Here is a 26,762-nt window from a genome sequence, read left to right on the forward strand (position 1 = left end):
AGCAGCCTCATCCACAGGAGCTTGACCAGTGCAGCGAACGAGCGCGCGAAAGGCCAGGCTACAAACCAGCGGGAGGATGCAGAGACATCAGTGGATACTATTAGGAGTAAGTATAGCAGATGTGGAGACATAGGCCAAGGGGAAGATAGGGAAGAGGGGTACGTTATGTTTTTACAAAAGAGTCTCACCTCTGCGAAAATGCGTTCATTCTCAAGAGGGGAAGGAACACAGATGTCAGTAGGAGCAAAGAAGCGTTATCTTGCTTCCATAACGATGGTCTCACCCTGCTCGTTACTTCTCCCTTGAGCAAGCCGCTCAGAGGGTTCGCCAGCAGTATCTTCTCAGGTCTGAGAGAACCTCATCGGGAGTAGGATGCTCAGGGTACAGCTAGAATTTTTGCTTTGAGCTTGTCCTGGGCAATGGCAAGAGGTTTGATGAGAAAGAACCACGCATGATCGGAAAGAAGGAGAACTTTTTGTGTCGGAAGGTCTGTTCGCACATAGCGTCCCTTGGCTTCAGAGGAAAAGTGGGACGAGCCCAGGATGACCCCGGAACTTTAGTGAGGAGAACGCACACAGAGCGGGGGTGAGCCGGTCGGGCCGTTCAGCACGTATGCTGACGGCCCAACCGACCCTCCCACACGAAGGCAAGAGAACACCTTCTGAGTTTGACGTCCCTCTCGGATCAGGTCAGGAGGCGCGTCACCCCCAACCCAGCCGCCTGCGCTCTGCCGTGAGAAGCCTCTTCTCCAGATCGGAGCGCGCCTGGGGCGGGAGGGCTGCGTGGAGCGCGAGTTTCTGCGCGTCCGTGAGATAGTCCCACAGCTTGCGCTGCTCCTTCGAGAGAGCGTTCCTCATGGACCCTTCGCTGGCGAGGGCGTACCACAGCCTGCGCTGCTCGTCGTCCGGGAAGAGCGCCCACAGCTGCTTGAACTCCGGCTCCAGGGTTGCGTACCACAACAGGGCACACATCCTCTGGTCCATATTTGCCGCGAAGAGCTCGTGCCTCTGCTCGGCCGTGAGGCTGGCCCACAGGTCGCGCTGCTCGTTCGAGAGGGAGCGCTGAGAGCGGTCTCCACCGAGATCGCTCCACCAGAAGGGCCGCTCGTCCGGCTCCAGAGAAGTCCACAGCGTGAGACGCTCGTCTTTGCTGAGGGCCTTCCAGAGCTCGCTCCTCTCTCGGACTGGGGTCACCTCCCAGAGCCAGCGCTGGTTCTCCTGCGGAAGCATTTTCATCAGAGCACCTCGCTCGGCTTGTGAGAAGCCGCGCAGGAGGTCGCACCGCTCCTCTACGGAGAGAAGTAGCCATATGCGGCGCTTCTCATCCTTCGGGAGCCTCCTCCACTCGCTGGAATTCATTCCGATCTCCAATCGGAGCCGTTTCGGGTAGGTGCTTGCGCTTGTGCGTTGTCTCCTCATCTCGCGAGAAACGCAGCGGTGGGGCAACAGTGGCTAACCCTCGCGCGAAGTTCGCATGATGCCTGTCTGTGGAGCATCACTTGGGATGATCTCCAGGCCGGGTTACCAGGGACTTCTCCTTTACGAGAGTAGGTGGAACCGGCCCGCTCTCGGCGGCAGGGTGAGACGAAACCGAGAACTGCTTGCGTTGCTCTTAGTATATCCAATTTTCCCTCCTCTAAACAGTGGTATTCTTCCCTCTATAGCCCCGATTGCGTGTGAGAAACGGTAAATCCTACCTAAGGCAATGGATATCCATGCGCAAAAACCTTAGCGCACCCATTGCTCACGGGTACGCCACAACTTTTTGCACACAGACACCCATCTTAAAGCGTTGCTTGAAAAAGAGAGACACATGTAGGATATCGAAAAGGTGAGGAGGGAAGAAGAGAGCAGGCTTATGTCAGCCTGCTCTCGGAGCCTTCTTGGACACGCTCTAATGAAGCCGCCGTAGTTTTGTGTATAAGAGGATCGTAATCATAAAGACGTGCTATGCTGGGTTGGTTGCTCGCTCAAGTTGAATAAGATAGTGAAGAGCTTCTTCGCGGGAATGTCCACACATCTCCTGAGAGGCGCGAAGAAGACGGCAAACCGGCGGGCGGTCAGGGTGACCAAAAAGCTTGCAACGGTTATCGTCTGTAAGCTGGATACAACGCACCCCAGCTGGCTTTCCATCTGGCATACCAGGAATTGGTGAACTGATTGATGGTGCGATACAGCAGGCACCACAACCAACACGACAGTTCATAAGATTCGCTCATCTTTCAATTGGTAGTCTATTTACAAAATTACGAGGTGAAGAAGATTATTCCAGCAATATTTCGCTGATAACAGGGTAATGATCGCTGGGATAGAGAGGTGGTTTGGCATCACGCACTATTTCAGATAACCTAACTTGTAACAACTCCTGCTTATCTCGCAAAAGTATCCAGTCGATGCGCTGCTCCCAGCCCTTACCCTCCTCCTTTGATACAAGCGAACATCCAAAATCATGGAAAGTAGGTGCATTCAGATTATCGCTTTTCCCTGCCGCCAAATAGGTATCTACAAATCCATGCTCTTGGAAAAGTCGATAGACAAAGGAATTCGGGCTACAATTGAAATCTCCAGTTACGACTATTGGAAGGCGACTTTCCGGCATTGAGGTCAATCGTTGAAGGATAAGTTGCACTCCTCCCCTTCGTGCCCGTTCACTGACATGATCGAGATGGGTATTATAGTGGAGAAGCTCTTTCTCGCTTTCAACTACACGGAAATGCGCCCAGTTTGCTACTCGGATACATGCAGCATCCCATCCCTTTGCGAAAGTCTGTGGCATCTCGCTAAGCCAGAAACTTCCCGCTTTAAGCAATGTGAGTCGCGCTGGCTTCCAGAATATCGCAACATACTCATATGGCTCGCTGTCCGCAGCCCTGAGCCCTAGTAGGCTCTCATATTCAGTCAGGTGATGCTGGTACATGTTGAGATTCTCAAGTTGTAGTTCCTGAAAACCAATGAGATCAGGATCACAGGATCGAATAGTTTCAATATTCAAGAGAGCGCGCTGCTCCCAAATATTTAGGCCATCTTGCTGATGATGAGCACCGCGTATATTGAAGCTCATAATACGGAGAGTATGCAAGGTTGTTCCTCCTGGCTAATTCTCTGAATGATGATGTTTCAATCTTAAGACAGTCCTTTTATGATACCTTACCAGGCACATGATGTACACATTACGCGTGATTTGATAAAGGCTAGCCGCTCCTACATTGACATATACTCATAAATATGCTACGGTTAAAGCGAACGTTCGCCTAGTAGGAGATAGTTCAGATGCCTCCCGTCTCTATCAAAGATATTGCCGCGCGTGCGGGTGTCAGTTTCCAGACAGTGAGCAAAGTCCTGAAGGGCAAAGGCTCAGTTTCGCCCGAAACCAGAGCCTGGATTCTCGAAGTAGCTGAACAACTTGGCTATGTGCCAAATGCGTTGGCACGGAGCCTTGTCAGTCAACGAACTGGGACTATTGGCATCGTCGCTAGCGACTTCAGCGACTATGTGTTGGCTCAATTCGTGGTTGGAGCCGAGCGAGAAGCCCGCCGCCAGGGACAATGCGTCATTGTGGGAAGCGTGGATCGCGAAGGATCTGATAGCGAACGATACCTACGTCTCTTGATGGAGCGGCGGGTGGACGGTATTTTACTCGCTGCGCCACAGCTAGAACAGAACATTCAAATAGGAACCATGTTGAATGGCAAGCTCCCTGTGGTGAGCCTTTTTCGCATCCCAGGGGTAAGCCTCGTACGAGTTGGCTCCAATCACCTGGAAACAGGCCTTATCGCGACTCAGCATCTCCTGGAACTTGGCCATCGTCGCATTGGTACGATCACAGGTCCGCAGGAACGCCGTGCTACTCAGAGTCGCTTGCGTGGCTATCAAAAAGCCTTGCAAGACGCGGACATCACGTATGATACAGACCTTGTCGAAGAGGCCAACTGGGAGGCAGAAGGTGGCTATGAAGCGACCCTACGCCTGCTCAAACGCGTTCCGACTATCACTGCTATTTTCGCGCAGAACGACATGATGGCTATTGGCGTACTCAGCGCCTTGCACGACCAGGGGCTACATGTTCCCAATGACTGCGCCGTTGTCGGGTGTGACGACATTCCTATCGCAGCCCATACTATTCCAACTTTGACAAGCGTCCACATTCCCCTCTATGAAACAGGCGAAGCCGCCATGAGTTTACTTCTTAATCATATTGAAAACCAGGCAACGGAGCCTCAACGCGTTCTATTGCCCATACATCTCATAAAACGTGCTTCATCTGGTCGTCACGTAGTTCAAACAGCATAACTCCCATCCCCAGATGGAAGGAGAATCTCTGTGTCCAAAATCAAGATTGACCTTGAACGGAAAATTGGCAATGTAGATCGTCGCATCTATAGCGGCTTCATCGAACATCTCGGTCGCTGTATTTATGGTGGCATCTATGAGGAGAACTCGCCACTCAGCGATGAGCATGGCTTTCGCAAAGATGTCATGGACGCCGTTCGCCCTCTACGCATGCCCCTGCTACGCTGGCCTGGTGGCAACTTCGTAAGCGGCTATCATTGGACAGATGGTATCGGCCCCAAAGAGGAGCGTCCGCGCCGCATTGAACTAGCCTGGCACACAGAAGAATCAAACCGTTTTGGCATTGACGAATTTATTGAGTATTGCCGTACCATTGGAACGGAACCATACATTTGCGTCAACATGGGTACAGGAACGCTCGATGAAGCTCAGGCTTGGGTAGAATACTGCAATGGTACAGGCAATACCTACTGGGCAAATTTGCGCCGCCAGAATGGGCATGAAGAGCCATATAATGTCGTGTACTGGGGGCTTGGTAACGAGATGTATGGTCGCTGGCAGATAGGTATGCTTAGCGCCGAAGACTATGTGAAGAAGGCCATCGAGTTCGCTAAAGTTATGCAATGGACCGACCCCAATATTCAATTCATTAGTTGCGGCCTCAATGGCTGGTCGGATTGGGATCGTATCGTTCTGGAAGGGCTCGCCTCCTTCGTGCGTTACCATAGCATCCATATCTATACTGGCAGCGAAGACTATTACAGCAATGTCTTCTCCGCGCACCAGGCCGAGCGTGCCCTGCGTAATAGCCAGGCCATGATTGATATTGTTCGCTACGAGCAAAACATTGAGCATCCTATTCATATCGCCTACGACGAATGGAATATCTGGTACAGAATGCGCGAGGCCGATACTCGTCTGGAAGAGAAATACAGCCTGGCCGACGCTCTGGCTGTCGCGAGTTATCTCAACAGCTTCATACGCCACTGTAACACGGTCAAGATCGCGAACCTCGCCCAACTCGTCAACGTTATCGCGCCTATTTTTACCAACGAGCAAGGGTTATTTCTCCAGACGATTTACCATCCACTACGTCTGTTCAGTGAGCATATGCTAGAAACGGCCCTGGATGTCTTTGTCGATAGTGAGACCTACACGCTGTCACCTGAGCAAGAGGTATCCCCTTGGCCTCATAGGGTTGGGGACCTGGGGCCATTCAAGATGTTGGATGTAACGGTAACATGTGACACATCCGAGCGCGAACTTGCAATCGCAGTCGTGAACCGTGACCGCGATCACGCACATACCGCGACTATTCAACTAACAGATCCCGCGACGCTGACTGGCGTTGTCGCTTATGAGGTCAATGGTAAGAGCCCGGAAGTTATCAATTCCTTTGAGCAACCTCATGCGGTTAATGTACAGGAACATCGCCTGGATCTAGAAGGACAGAATATCAACTACACTTTTGCACCCCATTCGTTTACTCTTTTACGCGCACGTCTCGCGTAAAACTATCAACACCAATCGGCCAAACACTCACTGTAGAGCCTGTAAACCGTAAATTGTAATCTCTTATTAGTGTTGTTCTAGCATCGATGCTAATCATTTCAGGGAGGATTTCGTATGGTTTCTGAGCAACGCGAGATTCTAGCCGAATGGAGTAAGAAGGTCCGGATTGGTCGCATGTCGCGCCGCTCGTTTCTCGCGAGCACGGTCGCGCTCGGTCTAAGTAGCAGCGCCGCGCTCACACTACTTGAAGGATGCGCCGCTCCATCTGGATCAGGCCCAAGCATTACGTACTGGAACCTTTTTGGGGGTGGTGATGGCGCGCGCATGATCCAGATGGAAAATGCCTTCGCGCAAAGCAACCCCCACATTCATCTCCAGCCAGTTACTCTGGCCTGGGGCGATCCCTATTACACGAAACTGACAATGGCATCGGCTGGCGGACGTCCGCCCGATGTCGCTATCTCGCATATGACGCGAGTAGCAACATATGTCGCGCAGGACTTGCTGGAGCCATTCGACCTCAACGAGCTAGCGAAATATGACATTGCTGAAGACAAATTCCTCTCCCCAATCTGGCAGAGGGCTCACCACGGCGATAAGGTGTACGCTATTCCCCTGGATACTCACCCCTTTGTCATGTACTACAACGTCGAAATCTGCCGTAAGGCAGGGCTCCTCGATGCAGACGGGAATCTCAAACCTTTCCAGGGAATCAACGGAGTACTTGACGCATTCAAGAGCGCCAAAGAGGCTTCTGGCGGGTATGGCGTGGTATTTGAGATTCAAGGTGTTACCCCCTGGCGATTGTTCTACTCCCTCTATAGCCAGTTGGGCGGCGCAATCTTTACGCCAGATAATAAAGAACTGGCTCTGGATGACGCCAAGGCGGAGCAGGCTCTCTCCTTTATGGCAGACCTGACCATCAATACCAAAGTAGCCGCTTCCAATATTGACTATGCTGGTTCAGTCGCGCTATTTGGCGGTGGCAAATCTGCGTTCCTCTGGAATGGAGAGTGGGAAGTAACCACTTTCGAGAACCAGAAGGGCTTCGAGTTTAGCATGGCCCCCTTTCCACTGGTATTTGATAAGTACCGCGTCCAGGCCGATTCGCACTCCTTCGTGCTGCCGCGCCAAATCGCGACAGATCCGGAGCGCAGAAGTGCTTCACTGGAATTTATCAGCTACATGTTGAAGAACAGCTACGAGTGGGCACAGGGAGGACATGTCCCTTCTTATCTGCCAGTTACAGACAGTGAGGAGTACAAAAAACTTAAGCCACAATCGAACTATGCCAGTGTAGCCTCCAATGTCGTCTTTGACCCTAACGCGTGGTTTAGCGGTTCAGGTTCCGAACTTGAGAACCAGGCAGGCGCAGCTTTCCAGACCATACTAAATGGGCAGGCATCCCCACAGCAAGGGCTGCGCCAGTTCCGTGACGCTCTGCAAAAACTGCTAAGTATTAAGCTCCCATTTCAACAATGACAGGCGTTGAATAAACATCGAAAGACACTGTAGTCAACGAGAGGAGCGATCATGTCAGATATAATATTAGCGACATCCAACGCTCAGGAAACAACCGAGAAGCAACTCAAAGCTCGGCGCTGGCGCCTGGACCTGGCAGGATATGGCTTTGTACTGCCATTTCTCATCATATACGCGCTCTTTCTGATCTGGCCGGTTATCCTTGGCCTACGCATGAGCTTCTTCAATTGGACCATTAGCGGGGCTGGAGCCTCAGACTTCCTCGGCTTCGCGAACTACCAGGAGCTATTGGGTGATCCCGCATTCTGGAAGTCTCTGGGCGTCACTCTCTTGTTTACCATCATCAGTACCCCCATACTGGTAATTATTGCCCTGGTCCTGGCCCTTCTTGTGAATCGCGCCATCCCTGCTCAGGGCTTCTTTCGTGCCGTCTTCTTCGCGCCCTTTATACTACCAGTCTCCGTCGTCGCTCTGATCTGGAACTGGCTCTACCAGCCAGGATTTGGACTGATAAACGGCATATTAGCGAGTCTTGGTCTCAAAGAAGTAGGTTGGCTGGCTGATCCCAGTGTCTCCTTAATGTCAGTCATCATCCTGACAGTCTGGTGGACAGTGGGCTTCAACTTTGTCCTCTACCTCGCGGGCTTACAGCAGATTCCGCAGGAACTACAGGAGGCCGCATCCCTGGATGGCGCGGGCGCGTGGGCAAGAATACGCTGGGTTACCATTCCCCTTCTCAACCGCACCACGACTATGATCATCATTCTACAAGTGATCGCGTCACTTCAAATCTTTAACCAGGCCTACTTGTTGATGGGTGGCGATGGTCCAAATTTCTCGACACGCGGCGTTGTGCAATATATCTATGAGTCAGGCTTTACTACCTATCGCGTTGGCTTCGCATCCTCTATGTCGTACATCCTCTTCCTCATCATCCTGATCGTCTCATTAGGACAGTTCGCGCTACTCACGCGCCAGAGAAGGGAGGCATAAATGGCTATACAAGCACTGAAGCAACCGTCTATAAACAGTCAGGCCACAACAAATCAGCGCACAAGGCGCAAGATTGCCAATGGAGCAGCATTTGTCCTGCTTATCATACTAGCAATTATCTGGCTACTTCCGGTCTTGTGGGCTATCGACACCTCACTCAAACCGGAGGGAGAAACGACGGCTATTCCCATCTCCTGGCTTGCCTCGCACTTCACGTTGGACGCGTATATCAGCACGTTCGCGACAAGCAATCTGCCACAGTGGTACTTCAATAGCATCCTGACTTCAGCGATCATCAGCGTGGTGACAGTAATTCTGGCAAGCTTGACCGCGTTCGCATTCTCACGTATCTCCTTCCGAGGCAAGAATATCCTCTTCTGGGTCATTCTGGCAGGCATCATGATTCCAGGCCAGATCCTCATTGTGCCTTTGTTCACTCAGATGCAGGCATTCGGTCTGGTGGATACCTATTGGGGAGTCATTCTGCCACAAATTGCCTCACCTCTTGCCGTCTTTATCTTCAAGCAGTACTTTGATGGCATTCCATCTGAGCTTGAAGATGCGGCGGTCATGGATGGTGCAAGCCTGCTCCGCATCTATTGGCAAATCTGGATGCCGCTCGCGAGACCTGCGATTGCCGCTGTCGCGATCTTCGCCTTCGTGCTTTCCTGGAATAACTTCCTCTGGCCGTTTATCGTTGTGACCGGAAACGATATGATGACAGTGCCCGTTGGCCTATCGACGGTCCAGACATCGTTTGGCATTCGCTATGCTCAGATCATGGCAACGGCTGTACTAGGTGGCATCCCCGTGCTGATCGTCTTCCTCTTCTTCCAACGCCAGATCGTGCAAGGCATTGCCGGAACTGGCCTCAAAGGCTAGTTTGCACGCTATAGTTGTGTTTAGAAGGTACGCGCCTACATATTATATAAATTGTAATATGTAGGCGCGTCTGAGGCTGACCAGGCACGAAGCAGGATTTTTAACTATGGGCAAGAGAGCATCTTTAATGAGGAAGAGAAACTCAAATGTTCATGAGTCACTTTCCAATCACCACTAAGCTTTTGAAATACACTTGTTCCATGCCCTATACCTTGCTTTAACTGGCCTTCTTCTTTACGAGAATCAAGCACATGCGTTCCTTCAACCTTAGACTGGCTATCTGATTGTTCCTCTGCATTTCCTCCAGTTTGATGAAACCGGTAAGCTAGTTTATAATAGACTCGATCCGGGAGGTAACCCACCAAAAAAAAGAAGGCGCAAGGCGACAGTGTGGCGTTGTGTCAGATCCGAAAAGAACAAGAGAAATATGGCAACAAACTCAGTCGATGTCGCGTTTTTATCGAGAACCGAGGGGTCAAACCAATGCTGTTAAAAAATCAAGTCGAGTGGGTACTACATTGTTGCGCCATCCTCGCCGGGCTGCCAGAAAATCGTTACTTGTCGACCAAAGATTTGGCGGAGTTTCATGGTATTCCAAAGGAATATCTCTCAAAGGCCTTACAAAGCCTCTCGCAGGCTTCCATTGTTGAAAGTACTCTGGGCCCTTCTGGTGGATATCGTCTGGCAAAGGATACCTCCGAGATCACCTTTCTAGATATCGTCGAGGCCGTAGAGGGGAAAAGATCAACCTTTATATGCACCGAAATTCGAAAGAATAATCCCTGTCGAGAGGCAGAGTATTGTGAGTCGAAGGCATGCCCGGTCGCCCGTATTATGTGGGAGGCAGACCACGAATGGCGAAAGAAACTACAGAGCGTGCATCTTTCTGAACTCGTTGAAACTCTTGCAAAAGAAATTCCCGCTGATTTGTGGGAAAAAAGTTTCGAATGGGTAATCTCAAGGACATGATACCTCACATAGAAATAGCATAATCTCTCCATCTTCGCCGGGCTCTAAGCCTATGTAGGCGCTTAACAAAAGCAGGCACTTTCATAGGCAGTAGAACCCTCTTTCATCACTCCTCCGTCATTCTGCTTTGCCAGAGTGCTCGCATCTCATCGGAGTGCTCAAGCAAATAGGCAATGGAGCCCTGGCTCTCGATGCGACCATCTTTGAGCACAATTATATGATCAGCTCGTCGCAATACAGCTCGCCGATGTGTAACAACCAGGTAGGTCTGCTCACGCCGGGAGAAAAGTCGCTGCCAGAGCATAGACTCCGTCTGGACATCAAGCGCGCTAGAGAGATCATCCAACACAAGAAGCTCAGCTGGACGCACAAGCATCCGAGCAGCTGCGGTTCTTTGCGCTTGTCCTCCCGAGAGCTTCATGCCACGTGTACCTATCTCAGTTTGTACCCCCTGTGGAAAGTTCACGACATCTTGATCCAGTACAGCCTCGTAAAGAGCCTTCTGAAGACCATCATTTCCCTCAGCCAGTCCCAGTTGCACATTTGCTTGCACGGTATCGCTAAAGAGATGCGGTACTTGCGGGGTATAGGACGAGTATGGTGGTACAAAGAAGTTCCCTGCGTCCTCGACAGGTGCTCCGTTCCAACGCACCTCGCCCTTCTCTTTTGGCAACAATCCCAGGATCGTGCGCACCAGAGTTGTCTTGCCTGAGCCAACACGACCCACAATCGCGGTCAGTGCCCCTCGTCGCAATTCCATGTTGATATCCTCAATGCCTGCGCCTGTGGGATAGTGATACGTCAGATGAGCGATAGTCAATCGCTCAAGCCTCTCCTGAAGAGGGTGAACAGATGGCTCTTCGACCGGAAATGGCCCACGCTTTAAGGAAACAGGATGGTGCTCGACCAGATGACCGGTATTACGCTGCCCCTGCATCAGAGCTAGCAGTCGCCCAAAGGAGACCCGAGTTTGAGCAAGGCTACTTAAACTTGCCCCAATTCCCGAGATTGTACCTGCGATATAGTCTATGTAGTAGATGAAGATGGCAATATCGCCGATACTCAAGCGAGCCTCATGGGCATTGAGGGCGGCAAGAAAGAGCACTAGACCCGTCCCCAGGCCAACCGTGTTGCCTAGCACAGCGCTGATGGTATCGTTTTGCAAGCGCTCGCGCAACATCTGCACCAAGCGGTGGCTACTCAGCTGACGGAAATGCGCGATAACTGAGGGCTCAGCGCCAGCTACCTGAATGGCTTGCGTAGCCCCCAGAATCTCTCCAATCAAGCCGGTCACCTGGCTTGTGGCATTTCGACTGACCTCCCGATACTTCTCTACACGCTTCATCCAGGTCTGGGTAATGATGATAACAAGCGCGAGTGGAAGAAGAACTAGCAGGGTTATCAGGGCATCAATGCGCAAGAGGATGACTATAGCAACTACAGCGAAAAGCCACCCTCCAAGCTGGTTGAATCCTGGCGCGTTGGCGATTGACTCCGTGTCGTCGCGCAGCGTATTGAGAGCCTCACCAGGCGCGACATTGACTGCTCTGGCTCCCGGAAGCTGAAAGATATGGGCAATGACATTTCGGCAAAGCAAGCCACGTACCGGATAATGTACCTTCAATGTATTGTCGAACCCGATGAACTGTAGTGCCACCTGTACCAGGATTAGCCCAAAGAGAGTAAGCAATAAATATCCCAGGGCAGCATCAAAATGGGGCTTCTGGTAAAGCGTGTCAAAGAGTTGCTGGAGCAAGAGACCAAATGCCACCGTCGAGGCATGAGAAATGAAAGAGACTATTACACCTCTGGCCTCATAGAAGAGTCGATAGCGTATCAAAGCTCCGCGCAATTTATAGGTTTTCATGCGTGTATGGCTCCATCAACGTAGTGTAGTAGGCGAGAAAAATGGGAGTCGGGATCACTTGCAAGTTCTGTCCGCGGACCAAACTCTATAACTTTCCCATGTTCAAGTACAAGAATATCATCGACGCGCTGAAGCGTCTCCAGACGATGCGCGATGACAATGCCGGTCCGCCCAGCAAAAAGCTTCTCCATGCCTTGCTCAAGCAACTGCCCAGTGAGCGGGTCCAGCCGGGAGGATGCCTCATCAAGCACAACGAGATCGGGATTGGTCAGGAACACTCGAGCAAAGGCCAGTAACTGCGCTTCGCCTGCCGAGAGACCTGCACCATCCGCGCCCAGCATGGTCTCCAGGCCATCCGCGAGCGCGTGATACCACGGCGATAGACCGATTTCCGCCAGAACAGTCAGTATCTGCTCGTCCGAGATGTCTCGCTTGAAGAAAGTCAGATTGTCACGGACTGTCGCGTGAAAGAGTTGTACATCCTGCGTAATCAGCCCAACACGTTGGCGAAGCTCACACAGGTGCAGTTCAGTATGCGGAACTTCACTCAGGCGAATAACTCCCACCTGTGGATCATACATGCGAAAAAGTAAGCGCGTGATCGTCGTCTTGCCCCCACCAGTCCGTCCTACGATGCCAAGTGTCCGCCCGGCTGGCAGATGAAAGGAGACGTTTTTGAGCACAGGCTCGCCTTCTGTATAACCAAAGGAGACTTTCTCAAAGGTGACAGAGAGCGCACCCGCTGCCGGTTGTGTGCCATCTCCATCCTCAATTGCGGAGTGCGTGCTGAAGAGCCCTTCGATGCGCTGAATACAGGATACGGACTTGTTAAGGTCCTGTAGCTGCCATTGAACCTGGTCTAAAGGCTGCATGAGGAGAGAACTATATACAAATATGAGGTAGACTGTTCCCGGCGAGGCTAACCCAATACTCCATAGATATGCCCCTAGGACCAGCCCAAGCATGCGCCCCAGCACAAACAGGCCCTGAGAGACAATCCAGGGAGAAGCCCCCGACCAGCCCGCATGGCTTGTGGTAGTATACCAACGATAGAAGCGCTTATAGAAGTGATGCCATACATAGCTCATGCTACCATTCGAGCGAACATCCTCCACCGCAGCGAGAGACTCACCCAGGAAGCCAAAGAACTCCGAGCTAGCCTCGCGTGCGACCACCCAGCGATTCACAGTGGATCTGCGCATCCATGTCAGGGCCACGATAACCAGCAGACAGTATAACCCCATACTGATTCCCAGACGCCAATCCATTACGCTCAAGGCCACTAAAATTCCCAGGAGGAGCAGGAGATGAAAGAGCATATGGACCACGAATTTCGAGAAGAAGTTTGAGAGGTCATTGACATCACCGTCAATGCGCTCAAGCAGTTCTCCCTGCGTATGGTCCTCATGAAAGGCCAGATCAAGACCAAGCACATGTGTTAGCAGATCAGCGCGTAAGTTATTGGTCGCAGTCCAGGCTACATGCTCACAAAGATAGGCTGAGATTACTGAAGCCCCTTGAGTAAGAAAAGTAGCAAGCAGAAAGAGCAGCGCCAGCCAGATAAGGGCTTGCGAAAGCCCCTGCTCACGCGTAGTATCAATAAAGCGCCCAAGCACCCACGGGCTATACAGTTGTAAACCGATGCTGGCAAGCAGCAAGGCTGACATGAGTAGGGCTTTTCCCATCTGTGGCTTGAGATAACGTGCAAGCAAGGAGAAGTAGCGCGTAAAGGGTCGAAAACTCACAATGCATCCTTTCCTGTGAGGGCCTGCCATTAACTTCCAATCACTTCAAGAGGCTAATGAAGTGAGGTAGGCTGCAAAACATCAAGATCATGACTTGCATGCTGGTGACCGGGCACGCGCAGACGCGCCAGCGATGTTTGTGCACAGGATGGATAGCAAGGTATGGAGAGAGAGGGAATGGGAAGAAGGGATAAACCTCGCACTCTTATCTCACCAGTACGACACATGCACACGGACAAGCAATGCACACACCCACACATTCAGACACGCATCTACCCAAACGATAGGAGAGCGCTCTTATTTTGCGAGTGTTAAGATTACCTGTTTTTCACCAGCTTTGTGGTTCAGCGTGCATTAGTACTTGGGGGGCATATGTGCGGTTTGTCCTCCATGAAGTTATTGTAGTATTGAGCATAACGTACACCTGTCCTCATTGTCAAGCCTCTACTACGACCATTTACTACTTTTTCGGCAAAGAGGTTTTACCACCAGAGACAGGCTTGGCACTTAAGCTGGAACCCACTCACGCCCTCTATACCTCCGCTCCCCTACCATAAAACTGGACATCCTCGCGAAAACCACCCTGACCTGCACCGATGTGGCTGTAATCCTCAACAAAATCAATTGAGTGTAGATACTTGACCATCTTGTAGCCCAATAGCGTCTCGACGCGCAGACGCAGTGGTGCTCCATGCTCAAGTAGTAGTGGGATACCATTCATCTCGTAGGCTAGGATGGTCTGGTGATGGCGAGCCTGCTGCATATCAATCGTTTCATAGAAGTAACGCTGCTTCTCTTCATCAGTCGCCTCTGGATATGATTGCGCACCTCGCTGATAGGATGTAAAAACCAGATATTTCACCTCTGGCCGCACACCACAAACCTCCATTAGCTCGCTCAACGAGACACCACTCCATTCCGCGATCCCAGACCAACCCTGAATGCAGTTATGTTTTGTAATCTGGGTATGCTTGGGGAAGGCACGCAGGTCCGCCAACGAGAACTGAAGGGGATGCTCCACCAGACCACCAATCTGTAAGCGCCAGTCGCTAAAATCGTTGGCAACCAGAGCCTTGAACTCATCCTCCTGTGGTGGACGACCATTGACCCAGAAGTAGGTAGAGATGTCGTCCGAACCATAGCGTTGTTTGGATACGGCCTTATGCAAAAGGAACCTACGCACAGGATCAACAATGGCTCCCAATGCGTGCTGCATAAGGCTCCGGCGACGCAGTGTATACCAGGAAGACCAGATGTAGATAATAGCTACCACTAGTAGAGCAATCACGCCAATAGTGAACGCCAGACCCAGGTCACTCGTCTCTGACCCCAGCACAATAGCACGAACATTGCTTTGAAAGTGAACGATAAGGACTAGAGCTGTGTGCACAAAGATAAAGACGGTAAATAAAATGAGGCTTAGATAGTGCAGACTACGCGCTGACTGCTTGCCACCCAGCAGCTTGAGGTACCAGGGAAAACGCGCCTCTATCGCGGGCGACATCGCCGCACCGGTCGCCAGCATAAAAGGTCCTAACAAAAACACGACGGCAGCATATGCCAGTTGTTGCAGTGGATCGTAGGGACGAAACTCGCTCGCAGGTGGGATATGTAACGTAATATAGGTCACAAAGGTATGCCATGCCGCTGGAACAATGGACCAGGAGGTTGGAATCAAACGACTCCATTCGCCTGTAACAAACAGCAAGGTCACATAGACGAGACCATTGAGAACCCAGAAGATGATTGAGAAGAAATGCCAGTGACGCCCCAGGCCAAGATTCTTCTTCCCTGGCAGGCCCAAAAACGGGGAAACACTCACCTCATCGTCCATAGAGGTATAGAGCTTACCCTCTGGAATCTTCTTCTTTGTCAGAGTCAGCCAGGCACGGCGTGGATCACTACTATCATGCCAGTAAAGCCTGGGGTGCGCACCCAGTATTTGAAGCCCACTACGAATAAGCAGCCCGATAAAGAGCAGATTGATATAGTGACTTACACGTAACCATAAGGGAAAGTCTAATGAGGCCTGTATCATATACCAGAACATCATTTCACTCCTGTTTTTCTCTATTGAGAAAACTATACGCGACAGCGCTTGCTACACCAGGAAAATACACGCATTCAAGTGAGAATTGGTTTTCATATAATGACCTTCAAACAACCTCTACTCATAAGCAAGTGGTCATCAGCATCCTCTTACTCTCACACGTATTGATTGCATTATCTGGTTACTGCTGTGCTCGTAAATGGGGGATAATAGGTGGTACACTGGCAATACAAGTTTTGTAACGTTGTAATACCGCAAAGGTGTGCTTAGAAGAAGAATGCTATAACAAAGGAGTGTTATGGACAATTCTTGCAAACCTATTCGCCATGCCGTGCGTTTCGGGCTTGCCGCCTGGCTGGCTCTCATCATGGTTATTCTTGCCGCCGCTGGCAGTGGTACTCCTCAAGCGCACGCAGCTTGCACGATGCAAAATCCCATTGTCTCTCCTGGACAGGACCCCTCAATCTGGTATGCTAACGGCCTGTACTACCTTGTACAGTCAGATGGAACAAGTATCTGGATACGAGCGTCAACCAATCTTGGTGGCCTGGGCAGCGCCCAAAACACGCGCATCTGGACGGCACCAGCCGGGACCGAGTATAGCACCCAGGTCTGGGCACCAGAGCTTGAGAATCTGAATGGGCGTTGGATCATCTACTTCGCCGCCGCTCGCGACATGGGTAGTTTCGATGCAACGAACAATACCCATCGTATCTATGCAATTACCGCCAATAGCGGCAATCCGCTGGGTTCCTGGTCCTTCTTCGGACGCGTACAGGACCCCACCAATGAGTGGGCCATTGATCCAACAGTTTTCTACTATAACAACAACTGGTATCTGCTCTGGTCCGGAACGCCTCCCGGCAATGGAGGAAACGCGCCTCAGCAGATCTACATCGCCCATATGAGCGACCCCTTGCACGTCGACGAGCCATACCGCAAGCTCATTGCCAATCCCGATCAGAGCTGGGAGATCTCAGTTCAGGCTATTGAAGAGGGGCCCGAGGCATTTATCGGCCCCAACAATACTCTGACTATCGTCTACAGTGCGAATGCAAGCTGGACCTCGTCGTACAATCTGGGTGAGCTCGTCTATCATGGGGGAGACATGGGCTACTATGCCTCTTATACCAAGATTGGGCCGGTCTTCAGCTCAGGTGGTGGAGTCTATGGACCTGGGCACAACTCATTGCCTGTGCCAGGACCAAACGGCAAAAACTGGCTGGTCTACCATGCTAAGTCCTCCGCCAGCGATGGCTGGGATGATCGCAAAATCTTTGCTCAGCCGCAGACCTGGAATAGCGATGGAACGCCAACCTTTGGCGGTGGGCCAAAGGGTTATACATCCTTCGATGAAACCACCCAACAACCCTGCTAGGCATATACCCTCTCATTGAAGAGTTGGCTCGCACCCTGGTCACATCCTCACGCTGCTGGATAGCAGCGCGATATAGTTTTCGCGCTGCTACCCTCCGCCCTCTTTAAGCGTATAGATAGAGGCTTGCTATTTCTTCATTGAAAGGGATTTCCATGCAATTGAATAATATCGTGCTCATCGTGGCGGGAACACTCACGGGCCTCGATGCCGGACTGCTCTATGCCTTCAGCGTCGCGGTTGTGCCATCTCTTCGTGCCCTAAAAGGGACGCAGCATATTGCGGCAATGCAAACGATCAATGTCAAGATTCTTAATTCGGTCTTCTTTCTAGGTTTTTTCGGGCCAACTATATTGCTACCTGTTGCAGCATTTCTCTATTGGGGAACACCCCAGTTTGGCTGGCTTCTGGCTGCCGCGCTCCTTCATATCCTGGGAGCGAACGGCGTGACAGCCATGGGCAATATTCCCTTGAACAACCAGCTCGCCGAAATTGATATAGATCAGATCTCGGAAGAAGAGGCTGACAAAGTGAGAAAGGAATTTCAAGGACCAGGATCGCCCTGGATGCTCCTCCATACTATCCGCACTCTGGCTGCTATTGCGGCTACAGTGCTTGTCTTCGTTGCGTGCCTCTTAGGTTAAGCGCGCTCATCTGGGCACTCTACAGCAGAATATTCCAATTCTGCTTGAGACCTATCGCTAACAAGCAAACGGAATCCCTCGCGCTCGCATCTGATCCCCTCTGCTGCTTGTGCTCGTTTCTTGCAATAGAAGACAAAACGCTGCTATAATGGCTCTGCCCAATTGGGCAACGCATGCGTCATATATCGATACCAACGATTGAGGGAGGCAAACGTGATCAACCCTGGAGGGCAGCAACAGTTAGGCAACTATCACATCATACGTCGCCTGGGTACGGGGGGGTTCGCGGATGTCTACCTCGGTGAACATGTCCACCTGGGCAGGCTCGCGGCAATCAAAGTCTTACGCTCACGCGACTCACATCATGGCTTCCTCACTGAGGCCAAGCGTGTAGCAGCCCTACGCCACCCGCACATCATCTCTATCCTCGACTTCGGTTTGGAAGACGAGTTCCCTTACCTCGTCATGGATTATGCTCCACAGGGCACGCTACGCGAGCGCCATCCACGTGGACAAACGGTTCCCTTACCCACCATCGTCAATTATGTACGCGATATCGCATCCGGCTTGCAATACGCTCATCAGCAGAAGATCATTCATCGCGATGTCAAGCCAGAGAATATCTTGCTGGGCGCGAATGGGGAGACGCTACTGGGTGATTTTGGCATCGCGATCATCGCGCACCGTATGGAGACAATGACCCCACAGACTGCTCAGGGCACATACACCTATATGGCACCCGAACAGGCTCAGGGACATGCCACGCCCGAAAGCGACCAATACTCGCTGGCGGTTGTTGTCTACGAATGGCTTTGTGGCTATCCCCCTTTCTTTGGAGGCTCAATAGTTGATATCGCGGTAGGGCACGCCAAAGAGCCACCTCCTTCCCTCAGTCAGCGCCAACTTGGCATACCTTCCTCCATCGAGCATATAGTCTTCAAGGCACTCGCGAAGACACCACAGGAGCGCTATTCTAGCGTTCAGGAATTCTCCGATGCTCTGGAGGAGACGCTCAAAACGTACAAACAGCCAACCGAAGTTGTGCCACCGCCTGCCACACCGCGCGTGGTTCCTGCTCCCCCTACACCTGTCGTCAATCCACCTGCCCACACTCCGGTAATGCCCAGTCCGGCACCTGTCATACATACAACTGGCGAGCAGAGTAAACGTCTTCAGGACTACTTCTCGCAGCCTGCCGAGATTATCCAACTGGCCTTGATCGCTGAGAAGAAGGCCGACTGGCAGAAGCAACAGAACAATAGCGGCAATACTGGTCAGGGGAGTACCCTTGATGCCGATACCTGGTACCATAGCGGCCTGATGGCCCGCGCGCAAGGCGATATGTATGGAGCTATTCTCTGTTGGCAGCAGGGCTTAAAGATCGACGCTACCTATAATAATGGCGTCCTTATTAAACTCATCAGAGAAGAACTTCGTCAGCTTCAGCCCTCCCACCTTAAATTGCTCGCAGGCCGTGTTGAGCAAGCGAAACTGAGTAGTAAGCTTGATGAGGAAATTCGCTTGCTTGAGGATATGCAGACCCTCGCTCCCCAGGACCAGTCCACCTCCGAACAACTCTTCCGCGCTCGCCAGGACAAAGAATATAACTGGATGTATGAGAAGGCGCGTAAATTCCTGGCATCCGGTGATGTCGTGCTAGCAATCGAGCAAGTCAGCGTTCTACAATCCCTCGCGCCCGACTTCCGTGGTCTGACTGAGATCCGAGAGCAACTGATGCTTTCTATCGGACGCTCTGCGGATGCCGCTCTGGCAAATAGAGACCTTGTGCTCAGCAAACAACAGATCATACATATGCGCCGCGTCTTACCTCAGGATGAACGCCTGCGAAGGCTTGAGAAGCGCTGGTCCCAGGCAATCTTCCACAACGCAGACCAGGCTATCATGGGCAACGAACCAATTTCCGCCCTCACTCTCATTGAATCACTCCGGGAGATCACCCCGAACTATCCAAACATAGGCACACTACGCCAACGTGCATACAATCGAGCCTGTGAAGTTACCAGACGCTCTATCAAAGAGAATGACTTCGCGGACGCCCGTAATCGTCTCAATGAAATCGCGCAACATTTTGCCGCCCCTGAACAAGCTCAATATGACCATGCTGTTATCGCCGCACAGCAAGCAGCGTACAATAACCAGATCGCCTCTAAAGGTGGGAGCACCGCACGCAATCAGGCCACGCCTAACGAGGTGCAGTTGATGACCTATTCACAGCTCAAAGACTGGCTACCACAAATGGAGCGTCAGCATATTGCGAGCGAACAAAAGAAGCTCTTCCTGCAAGGCGAGCAGGCGCAAAATGCAGGTAAGTTTGCCGAAGCCAGGAATATCTTCGAACAGCTACGCCAGCAAAAGCCAACTCTCCCTTCGGACCCAAGGCAATTTATCATGGACGACCAATTCTATGCCGCCGTTGATAAACATATTAAAGATCTCACTACTCGCCAGGCACGGGCAGCCGAAAAGGCCCGTGATTGGCAGCAGGCTCATGCGTATTGGCAACAGGCCATCGATCAGGATAAAAACAATCGTGTGGCGCGTAATGCGCTCACCATCGTCGAACAGAACCAACGCTATACGCCAGTGTATCAGCAGGCTAAGCAACTCGTCGCTCAAAAGCAGTTCGAACAGGCGCGCCCATTGCTAAAGGATGTCTGGAGCAATGCCCGCCAGTTTGGAGACCCCGATCACCTTGCCTCCGAGACCGAGATGTACAGCCCATTATCCAGAAAGAGTGGTACAACTATTGTCACCGTCATTGCCCTCACAGGCGCACTCACAGGGCTGTTCACGCACCTTTTCTGGCTAGGGCTAGTTCTCGCGCTCATCATAGCCTCTATCTGTTGCGTCATCATGCTCATAAATCACCGGGGTCAGCCACGCACCATTGTTATCCTTGCCTTATTAGGCTGCTTCCTTGCGGCCCTCCTTATGCTACCCATCATTGGATCTTAAAGCGTATGCAATACGCTGGACACTGCTATAAGAAAATTATAAAGAGACAGCTACGAAGAAGATAATTCGTAAGCTGTCTCTTTATTTCGCCTCTTAAAAGACGATCTGTAGCTCTTCTTCCACTGTCACAAACCAGTCTCCAAGCAAGGAATTGTGGTGTGCGATAATTTGAGGAGCCGCAAGTTCTTCCCTCGTCCATGTGCTATGTGCATCTTTGACAAGAGTAACGTCATAATCCTTATCAGACGCTTCCCGGCAGGTAGTATCTACACACAACTCCGTCTGTATTCCTGCTATAACAAGCTTTTTTATACGATGGGTGCTCAAATACTCATCGAGTGTAGTCTGATAGAAGGTGGAAGGCATTTGCTTCTGAATAATGATATCCTGTGGGCCAGGTACAAGGATGGGGTGTAGTTGCCAGCCAGGACTACCCATTTCGAGAGGGTGCCCTTTGCGTGGGCGTCCCTGTTGAACGTAGATGATTGGGACCTCAGCCCGGTGCGCCTTCTCCTGAAGGCTGCCTATTTTCTCCAGAAGTAGCTCGCCTTGATACACCGGGTTCTCAGGTGAAAACATGTACATTTGAATATCGATCACAATCAGCGCGGTGTTTGTCTTTTCCATTGCTAGCTCTCCATCCTACCTTTTTGCTAAAGAGAGTATATCATCTAACTCCCCCTATATACTCATCCTGAGTACTCTTGATGAAAAGTCCATCAAGATAGGTTCGCAGACTGCTCAGGTCTTGCGCAGAACCACGATAAGCGATATGCCCGTCGGGACGGACGAGAAAGAGCGTTGGTGCTTCTACTTCATATGCTTCTTGCAGGCTCACATTCCCCTTCGACACAGTATGCAGTTGAATTGGCATAGCATAGGCCTCGATGAGTGACCGCGTGCTGGCTTCCATCTCTTGCAAGTGTATATCTGTCGTATCGGCCCTACTTCCAGCGAAAAGGAGGAGATGATGATCCATGTCCGTGAACAAACTAAAAACGCTTTTCCCAGCGTTGGCTCCTACTTCAAAGTAACCATAGGGCGCGCGGTCACCCGCTCGCGATCCTTCTTTCCCTGATTCAGTCGGCGCGACAGCCGGGCTGGTTCGATAGCTAGTCCAAAGCTGAGAAACGAGCCAGAAGGCGCGCTGCCTAAGCGGGGCAAAACTTGTGACCAAACGGAAGAGTAAAGGAATTCCAAACATCTTGAGCTGCTGCACAAACGGCTGCGACATTGCCTGCACTTGGAAAGCTTTATCCGAGCCATTTAAAATGGCGCGGGCAAAGGGCATACGTTCGGCTTCGTAGGAATCAAGAAGCTCTGGCTGGGCTTGGCCCTTGATTACAAGCGCCAATTTCCAGGCTAGATTATAGGCATCGCCAACCCCCGTGTTCATCCCCTGCCCACCCGCTGGACTATGGATATGAGCGGCATCTCCAACGAGGAAGACATGCCCAACTCGGAAGCGCTCACACATTCGATGGTGGGTACGGTACACCGAAATCCAACGAGCTTTGGTAATCTGGATGGTTCGGTCTCGGTAGGTGTCGAATACCTGTTGCACCTCGTCAACCGTGATAGCATCTCTATCTTTCCATTCCAGAGGGAGTACGCCAACAGCGCGGAAGCGTCGCTTTCCAGGCATTGGGAAGAAAGCGAGAAAACCCAGAGGCATGAAACCAATAGAAGCCTCACTATCTTCCAGATTTCCCTCCAGGTCAACATCTGCCAGGAAAAGGGCCTGCTTGTACGTCTCTCCTTCAAATCCCAGGGCGAGTGTGTGCCGTACAGGGCTGTGCGCACCATCCGCGCCAATGATCCATCTAGCCTCGATGGTTTCCTGGCTGCCATCGGCACACCGAATGGTAGCCTGTGTACTCGTTGCTGCCTGCTCCATGTTCAATAGTTCGGTGTTCCACTCGACTCGAACTTCGGTCTGGTCAAGACCCTGAATCAGAAGATGCTCGGTCTGGTCCTGGGTGTAGATCAGCGGGAATGGATAAGGTGTGCGCGCACTTTCACCTTCAAAACTAAGCACTCTTGCGCTTTTGCCCTCATTGAGAACTCGAAGTGCGTTTAACTTCTGACCCTCCTTAACTGCCTGGTCTGCAAGGCCGAGTTTTCCCAGCAGTTCCAGCGTCTTCGCATGCATTACAATAGCGCGAGTCTCCTCTGTAGGGCTGTCTTTCTTGTCCACTATTCTCACACGTACACCATTACGAGCTAGCAAGTTCGCAGCCATCAGACCTGTGGGACCTGCGCCAATCACCAGGACATCTGTCGTTGTTGCCATTGCTCATTCCTTTCGAGCTCTTACCTCTCTAGACTAGAATTGCCTTCATAAACATATTGACTATCTCTTTGAGCTTCTCGATGTCTGGTGGCTGCGGTTCTGGTCGAAGTAAGCCATCAAACAAGACATAGCTCAAAATCGGACCAATAAGCATACGCGACATAATTTTTGTATCACCCTGCTGGATCGCGACTCCATTCGCTCGTGCTCGCTCAAGCATCAGGGAAACTTCCAGAGTGGCGCGTTCTGGAATAGTTGAGCGCAAAGTCTCTGTAAGTTGAGGAAAACGGTGGGAGTCGGCAATAATCGCACGCAAAATCGCCAGTTCCTTTGACCGCATAATACTATCAATAACTTTTTGCGCCAGCATAAGTATGGTACCGTGTAGCTCTTCTGAAGTACGTGGCCTCGCCCCTTGTATAAAGTCGAGCACGCGTGTTCTAGGATGCTCGATGGTGAACCTGCGCACAACGTCGACAAAGAGCTCCTCCTTGCCTGGGTAATAAGCATAGAGAGTGCGCTTGGAAACACCCGCTTCCCTGGCAAGGGTATCTGTACTCGCAGCCGCGAAGCCTTCGCGCAGGAATACGTGTCTTGCACCTTCTAATATTTGTTCGCGTTTGGCTCGACTTCGTGCTCCCTCCTCCAATGTTTCCTCCATATATCACCTCGCAACAAAAGTAAACTAAACCGTACCGTACCTATATAGAAACTATAGCTCGATTAATCGGTATTGTCAAGAGAAGTTGTTATGAATGTTGCGTGTAGGAGCTGTACGTTGTACTCTGTGGGGGTAACGATTGTTTGGTTGGATTAAGAAGGAGTCTGCTCCGTGAGCAGTGACGCGCTATCTCTGCCACAAGTGATGCTACCGAAATTACATCTTCCACGCCTGCGCACTTCAATAGTGGAGCGAGAGGCATTATTGGCATGCCTGGATACCACGACTGAGCGTAAACTGACTCTGATCTCCGCGCCCGCTGGCTATGGCAAAACAACGATAGCAAGCGCATGGGCTGCTAGTCGTAACGCCAGGCAGGAGCACCCAGTAGTAGCATGGATGGCTCTAGATGAGGGTGATAACGATCCCGTTCGCTTCTGGCGTTACTTCATCCTGGCATGTCAGGTAATCTATCCTGGTGTAGGGCAAGCCGCGCTAGACCTCCTGCAATCGTCACACCAGACCCAACCTGACCGCCTGCCAGGCATCATGTTAACAACGCTGCTCAATGACTTGCATGGCCATTCCAAGGTTGGCACCTTGATACTGGAAGATTACCACTTGATTGAGACGCCACAGCTCCACAATGATTTGACGAGCATTCTCGATCTGCCCAACTCTGGTTTGCGACTGGTTCTCCTGACGCGTAGCGATCCACCCTTTCCTCTAGCTCGCCTGCGTGCCAGTGATGAACTTTTTGAATTGCGCGTGCCTGACCTACGCTTTACGCTTGAGGAGACGAGTCTCTTCCTGGAGCGTACGCTAGCACACTCCTTGCCTTTGGAGGTAATCCAAAAGCTAGCCGAACGCACAGAAGGCTGGCCTGTGGGCGTCCAGCTAGCCTCTCTGGCTCTGCGTGGACATGAACGGACACCTGAGCAGTTCCTCTCTACCTTCACTGGTAGTCATCGCCACATCCTCGAATATCTGGTACAGGAGACGTTGCGCAAACAGTCGGAATCGCTACAGACCTTCCTTCTACAGACGAGCCTGCTCGACCGCCTGACAGCCCCGCTATGCGATGCAGTCTCCGGTCGCGGCGATAGCGCGGGAGTACTCGACGACCTGGAGCGTGCCAATCTGTTCCTTCAACCACTTGATGACGAGCAGGTCTGGTACCGCTATCATGCCCTTTTCGTTGAAGCTATGCGCCACGAAGCTCATAAGCGACTTGGAGATGCGGAAGTATACTCCTGTTTGAGTCGAGCTAGTGCATGGTACGAGGGTGAAAATAGATTACCGGAGGCGATTGAGGTCGCTATGCAGGCCCAAGACTTCCCGCGCATGGCAGCTCTGATCGCACGTCTTGTCGAACCGATGGGGAACTACCTGGAACACCAAACACTCTGGCGCTGGTTCAAAGTGCTACCCATTGAGACTTTGCACACACAGCCGGGGTTGGGTTTCCTCTATGCGACCGCATTACTCTTCACGCAGGATCGACACGCCCCAGCCACACGCATACGCATCGAGACACCTCTGAGCATCGCAGAGCACCATTGGCACGCCGAAGGCAATCTGGCACGCCTGGCTCAAATTCAATCTTTTCGTGCCCTCGTCGCTCTCTGGCAAGAGGACTACGCCGAATCCTTCCGCCTGGCACGTGAGTCCCTGCTCCATCTCCCAGCACATGAGGTCCAATGGCGTGGCATGAGCCTGCTAAATGTCAGCATGGAAGAACTATGGCTGGGGCGACTCGACGCTGCCTGGAACGCCTGTACAGAGGCTCGCCAGCTACTAGCCTCCTGCGAAGCAATATCGCCTATGCTCGCGGCCATTGCCGCCCAGGCTCAGATCAACCTCCTGCGCGGCAATCTCCATCAGGCGAACATGTTTTATCTGCAGATACTTCAGGAGGTTGAGAAAGAAAGCGCGGAGGAATACTGGCTTGATGACAAGGGAGAAGCGTTGCTTGGGCTGGCTCACCTCTCCTATGAATGGAATCTGCTTGATCAGGCTGAACATGAGGCACGTAAGGCCCTGACCCTGGGTGAGCAACGCAAGAAAGAAGGATTACAAGTGAGAGCCCTTCTCCTTCTGGCATGTGTAACCAGGCAGGAAGAATACATGCATGCTGCCTCAGCGCTCCTGGCGCGCGTGCGACGCCCACACCTGCGTCGCGAACTGCTGCTAGAGCAGGCCATTATAGCTCTCACGTGCGATGACCAGTCCACTGCACAACGCTGGTCTACGAGCCGAGCCAATGATGAACGGGCCCTCTCCTACATCCTGGACGAGCGCGAAGCGCTGACCCAGGCTCGCCTCTTGCTCGCGCAAAAGCAGACTTCTGAAGCACTGAGCCTGCTTAATACCAGTCTCCATCATGCCCGCGAGCAAGGACACACCCAAAGAGAATTGGAGGCTCTTATTCTCCTGGCTCTAGCACATACGATGGGAACGCATCAGCAAGAAGTGGCTCAGCGACTCTTGATACAAGCACTTGAGAAGGCACAGCCAGAAAATTATCAGCGCCTCTTTCTCGACCAGGGCGAGCCGATGCGCATACTCTTAAGCGCGACCATACGCGACGTGCAACAGAGAGAGCATAACTATGATAGAGCAATGCATCCTCATATAGTAGCCTACGCTCGCGTGCTCATACAGGCCTTCCCTGAACCTGAAACAACGCCAACTAACGCTGCTCTACTCAGTCCTCAGGAGTTGCGCGTTCTGCGCCTACTTGCCGCCGGACGTTCCCGCCCGGATATTGCGAGCGAACTGGTCGTCTCTATCAACACAGTTAAGACCCAGGTCAGAAGCATCTACAGCAAACTCAATGTCTCCAGTCGCAAGGATGCCTACGATGCCGCCCAACGCCTGGGGCTATTGTAATTATCACAGCACTACACTATTCTCGCTGGCAATACCTGCTCTATTCTTTTTAAGAAGCCATCATGACTAAAGTTAAACTTTCAAGGGCAAATAGAGACTTTTGCGAGCTTTGCGCCCTCTCCTTCTCGCCCT

Annotated in this window: 20 protein-coding genes; 10 read left to right on the forward strand and 10 right to left on the reverse strand. The window is 51.8% G+C overall.

The features are described 5' to 3' along the window. Positions 1-701: 701 nt before the first annotated feature. The 3 genes from K3T82_RS36380 to K3T82_RS36390 all read right to left on the reverse strand — a co-directional run bounded on the left by K3T82_RS36380 (position 702) and on the right by K3T82_RS36390 (position 3,078). On the reverse strand, positions 702-1,358 hold the full coding sequence (locus K3T82_RS36380; protein ID WP_220198409.1) for a hypothetical protein: 657 nt from the start codon (positions 1,356-1,358) through the stop codon (positions 702-704). A gap of 589 nt (positions 1,359-1,947) precedes the next feature. Continuing rightward, entirely contained in the window at positions 1,948-2,205 is a 258-nt protein-coding gene (locus K3T82_RS36385) for a YkgJ family cysteine cluster protein (protein ID WP_220198410.1), read from the reverse strand. Between the two features lie 57 nt (positions 2,206-2,262). Further along, positions 2,263-3,078, reverse strand: coding sequence for an endonuclease/exonuclease/phosphatase family protein (locus K3T82_RS36390; RefSeq protein ID WP_220198411.1), 816 nt, complete (start codon positions 3,076-3,078; stop codon positions 2,263-2,265). A gap of 191 nt (positions 3,079-3,269) precedes the next feature. On the opposite strand from K3T82_RS36390, the gene K3T82_RS36395 reads away from it, so the two are divergent. The 5 genes from K3T82_RS36395 (at position 3,270) to K3T82_RS36415 (ending at position 9,158) form a co-directional block, all read left to right on the forward strand. After that, positions 3,270-4,289 carry a LacI family DNA-binding transcriptional regulator gene (locus K3T82_RS36395; RefSeq protein WP_220198412.1) on the forward strand — a complete coding sequence of 340 codons (1,020 nt, stop codon included), beginning with the start codon at positions 3,270-3,272 and terminating at the stop codon, positions 4,287-4,289. 30 nt (positions 4,290-4,319) lie between these two features. After that, positions 4,320-5,801 carry an alpha-N-arabinofuranosidase gene (locus tag K3T82_RS36400; RefSeq protein ID WP_220198413.1) on the forward strand — a complete coding sequence of 494 codons (1,482 nt, stop codon included), beginning with the start codon at positions 4,320-4,322 and terminating at the stop codon, positions 5,799-5,801. A 114-nt stretch (positions 5,802-5,915) separates the two neighbouring features. Next, entirely contained in the window at positions 5,916-7,283 is a 1,368-nt protein-coding gene (locus tag K3T82_RS36405; RefSeq protein WP_220198414.1) for an ABC transporter substrate-binding protein, read from the forward strand. Positions 7,284-7,334: 51 nt separating this feature from the next. Beyond that, the gene (locus K3T82_RS36410; RefSeq protein ID WP_220198415.1) at positions 7,335-8,276 is read left to right on the forward strand and encodes a carbohydrate ABC transporter permease; all 942 of its coding nucleotides are present in this window, start codon (positions 7,335-7,337) and stop codon (positions 8,274-8,276) included. Beyond that, positions 8,277-9,158: a carbohydrate ABC transporter permease gene (locus tag K3T82_RS36415; RefSeq protein ID WP_220198416.1), complete on the forward strand. Its 882-nt coding sequence runs from the start codon at positions 8,277-8,279 to the stop codon at positions 9,156-9,158. 104 nt (positions 9,159-9,262) lie between these two features. Here the strand turns inward: K3T82_RS36415 and K3T82_RS49720 are convergent, their stop codons facing one another. After that, positions 9,263-9,520: a nuclear transport factor 2 family protein gene (locus K3T82_RS49720; RefSeq protein WP_338001103.1), complete on the reverse strand. Its 258-nt coding sequence runs from the start codon at positions 9,518-9,520 to the stop codon at positions 9,263-9,265. 121 nt (positions 9,521-9,641) lie between these two features. Between K3T82_RS49720 and K3T82_RS36420 the strand changes: the two genes are divergently transcribed. Next, the gene (locus K3T82_RS36420) at positions 9,642-10,127 is read left to right on the forward strand and encodes an RrF2 family transcriptional regulator (protein ID WP_220198417.1); all 486 of its coding nucleotides are present in this window, start codon (positions 9,642-9,644) and stop codon (positions 10,125-10,127) included. A 106-nt stretch (positions 10,128-10,233) separates the two neighbouring features. Here the strand turns inward: K3T82_RS36420 and K3T82_RS36425 are convergent, their stop codons facing one another. From K3T82_RS36425 to K3T82_RS36435, 3 genes are all read right to left on the reverse strand, one after another. Next, on the reverse strand, positions 10,234-11,994 hold the full coding sequence (locus K3T82_RS36425; protein WP_220198418.1) for an ATP-binding cassette domain-containing protein: 1,761 nt from the start codon (positions 11,992-11,994) through the stop codon (positions 10,234-10,236). Next, the gene (locus tag K3T82_RS36430) at positions 11,991-13,739 is read right to left on the reverse strand and encodes an ABC transporter ATP-binding protein (RefSeq protein ID WP_236031799.1); all 1,749 of its coding nucleotides are present in this window, start codon (positions 13,737-13,739) and stop codon (positions 11,991-11,993) included. Before K3T82_RS36430 ends, K3T82_RS36425 begins: the two co-directional genes overlap by 4 nt. A gap of 532 nt (positions 13,740-14,271) precedes the next feature. After that, positions 14,272-15,792 carry a molybdopterin-dependent oxidoreductase gene (locus tag K3T82_RS36435; RefSeq protein WP_220198420.1) on the reverse strand — a complete coding sequence of 507 codons (1,521 nt, stop codon included), beginning with the start codon at positions 15,790-15,792 and terminating at the stop codon, positions 14,272-14,274. 295 nt (positions 15,793-16,087) lie between these two features. Between K3T82_RS36435 and K3T82_RS36440 the strand changes: the two genes are divergently transcribed. From K3T82_RS36440 to K3T82_RS36450, 3 genes are all read left to right on the forward strand, one after another. Further along, on the forward strand, positions 16,088-17,167 hold the full coding sequence (locus tag K3T82_RS36440; RefSeq protein ID WP_220198421.1) for a glycoside hydrolase family 43 protein: 1,080 nt from the start codon (positions 16,088-16,090) through the stop codon (positions 17,165-17,167). 152 nt (positions 17,168-17,319) lie between these two features. After that, a complete protein-coding gene (locus K3T82_RS36445) occupies positions 17,320-17,808 on the forward strand; it encodes an anthrone oxygenase family protein (protein WP_220198422.1) in 489 nt (162 codons plus the stop codon). Between the two features lie 213 nt (positions 17,809-18,021). After that, the gene (locus K3T82_RS36450) at positions 18,022-20,784 is read left to right on the forward strand and encodes a serine/threonine protein kinase (protein ID WP_220198423.1); all 2,763 of its coding nucleotides are present in this window, start codon (positions 18,022-18,024) and stop codon (positions 20,782-20,784) included. A gap of 93 nt (positions 20,785-20,877) precedes the next feature. Here the strand turns inward: K3T82_RS36450 and K3T82_RS36455 are convergent, their stop codons facing one another. From K3T82_RS36455 to K3T82_RS36465, 3 genes are read right to left on the reverse strand one after another with little or no spacing between them, the layout of a single operon-like run. Next, positions 20,878-21,411, reverse strand: coding sequence for a cysteine hydrolase family protein (locus tag K3T82_RS36455; protein ID WP_220198424.1), 534 nt, complete (start codon positions 21,409-21,411; stop codon positions 20,878-20,880). A 40-nt stretch (positions 21,412-21,451) separates the two neighbouring features. Further along, positions 21,452-23,077, reverse strand: a complete 1,626-nt coding sequence (locus K3T82_RS36460) for an FAD-dependent monooxygenase (RefSeq protein ID WP_220198425.1) — start codon at positions 23,075-23,077, stop codon at positions 21,452-21,454. Between the two features lie 28 nt (positions 23,078-23,105). Next, a complete protein-coding gene (locus K3T82_RS36465; RefSeq protein ID WP_220198426.1) occupies positions 23,106-23,738 on the reverse strand; it encodes a TetR/AcrR family transcriptional regulator in 633 nt (210 codons plus the stop codon). 171 nt (positions 23,739-23,909) lie between these two features. Here K3T82_RS36465 and K3T82_RS36470 point away from each other — a divergent pair, with 171 nt between their 5' ends. After that, positions 23,910-26,630 carry a winged helix-turn-helix domain-containing protein gene (locus tag K3T82_RS36470; RefSeq protein WP_220198427.1) on the forward strand — a complete coding sequence of 907 codons (2,721 nt, stop codon included), beginning with the start codon at positions 23,910-23,912 and terminating at the stop codon, positions 26,628-26,630. Positions 26,631-26,762: the final 132 nt, after the last annotated feature.

Origin of the sequence: Ktedonospora formicarum (assembly GCF_016587355.1) — a bacterium.
In the GTDB taxonomy this organism is placed as follows: Bacteria; Chloroflexota; Ktedonobacteria; order Ktedonobacterales; family Ktedonobacteraceae; genus Ktedonobacter; species Ktedonobacter formicarum.

Bases quoted from the DNA above. Each gene is read 5' to 3' on its own strand.
- K3T82_RS36380 (WP_220198409.1), bottom strand. From the start codon at position 1,358: ATGAATTCCAGCGAGTGGAGGAGGCTCCCGAAGGATGAGAAGCGCCGC.
- K3T82_RS36455 (WP_220198424.1), bottom strand. From the start codon at position 21,411: ATGGAAAAGACAAACACCGCGCTGATTGTGATCGATATTCAAATGTAC.
- K3T82_RS36460 (WP_220198425.1), bottom strand. From the start codon at position 23,077: ATGGCAACAACGACAGATGTCCTGGTGATTGGCGCAGGTCCCACAGGT.
- K3T82_RS36415 (WP_220198416.1), top strand. From the start codon at position 8,277: ATGGCTATACAAGCACTGAAGCAACCGTCTATAAACAGTCAGGCCACA.
- K3T82_RS36420 (WP_220198417.1), top strand. From the start codon at position 9,642: ATGCTGTTAAAAAATCAAGTCGAGTGGGTACTACATTGTTGCGCCATC.
- K3T82_RS36410 (WP_220198415.1), top strand. From the start codon at position 7,335: ATGTCAGATATAATATTAGCGACATCCAACGCTCAGGAAACAACCGAG.
- K3T82_RS36435 (WP_220198420.1), bottom strand. From the start codon at position 15,792: ATGATGTTCTGGTATATGATACAGGCCTCATTAGACTTTCCCTTATGG.
- K3T82_RS36385 (WP_220198410.1), bottom strand. From the start codon at position 2,205: ATGAACTGTCGTGTTGGTTGTGGTGCCTGCTGTATCGCACCATCAATC.
- K3T82_RS36425 (WP_220198418.1), bottom strand. From the start codon at position 11,994: ATGAAAACCTATAAATTGCGCGGAGCTTTGATACGCTATCGACTCTTC.
- K3T82_RS36465 (WP_220198426.1), bottom strand. From the start codon at position 23,738: ATGGAGGAAACATTGGAGGAGGGAGCACGAAGTCGAGCCAAACGCGAA.
- K3T82_RS36445 (WP_220198422.1), top strand. From the start codon at position 17,320: ATGCAATTGAATAATATCGTGCTCATCGTGGCGGGAACACTCACGGGC.
- K3T82_RS36405 (WP_220198414.1), top strand. From the start codon at position 5,916: ATGGTTTCTGAGCAACGCGAGATTCTAGCCGAATGGAGTAAGAAGGTC.
- K3T82_RS36395 (WP_220198412.1), top strand. From the start codon at position 3,270: ATGCCTCCCGTCTCTATCAAAGATATTGCCGCGCGTGCGGGTGTCAGT.
- K3T82_RS36440 (WP_220198421.1), top strand. From the start codon at position 16,088: ATGGACAATTCTTGCAAACCTATTCGCCATGCCGTGCGTTTCGGGCTT.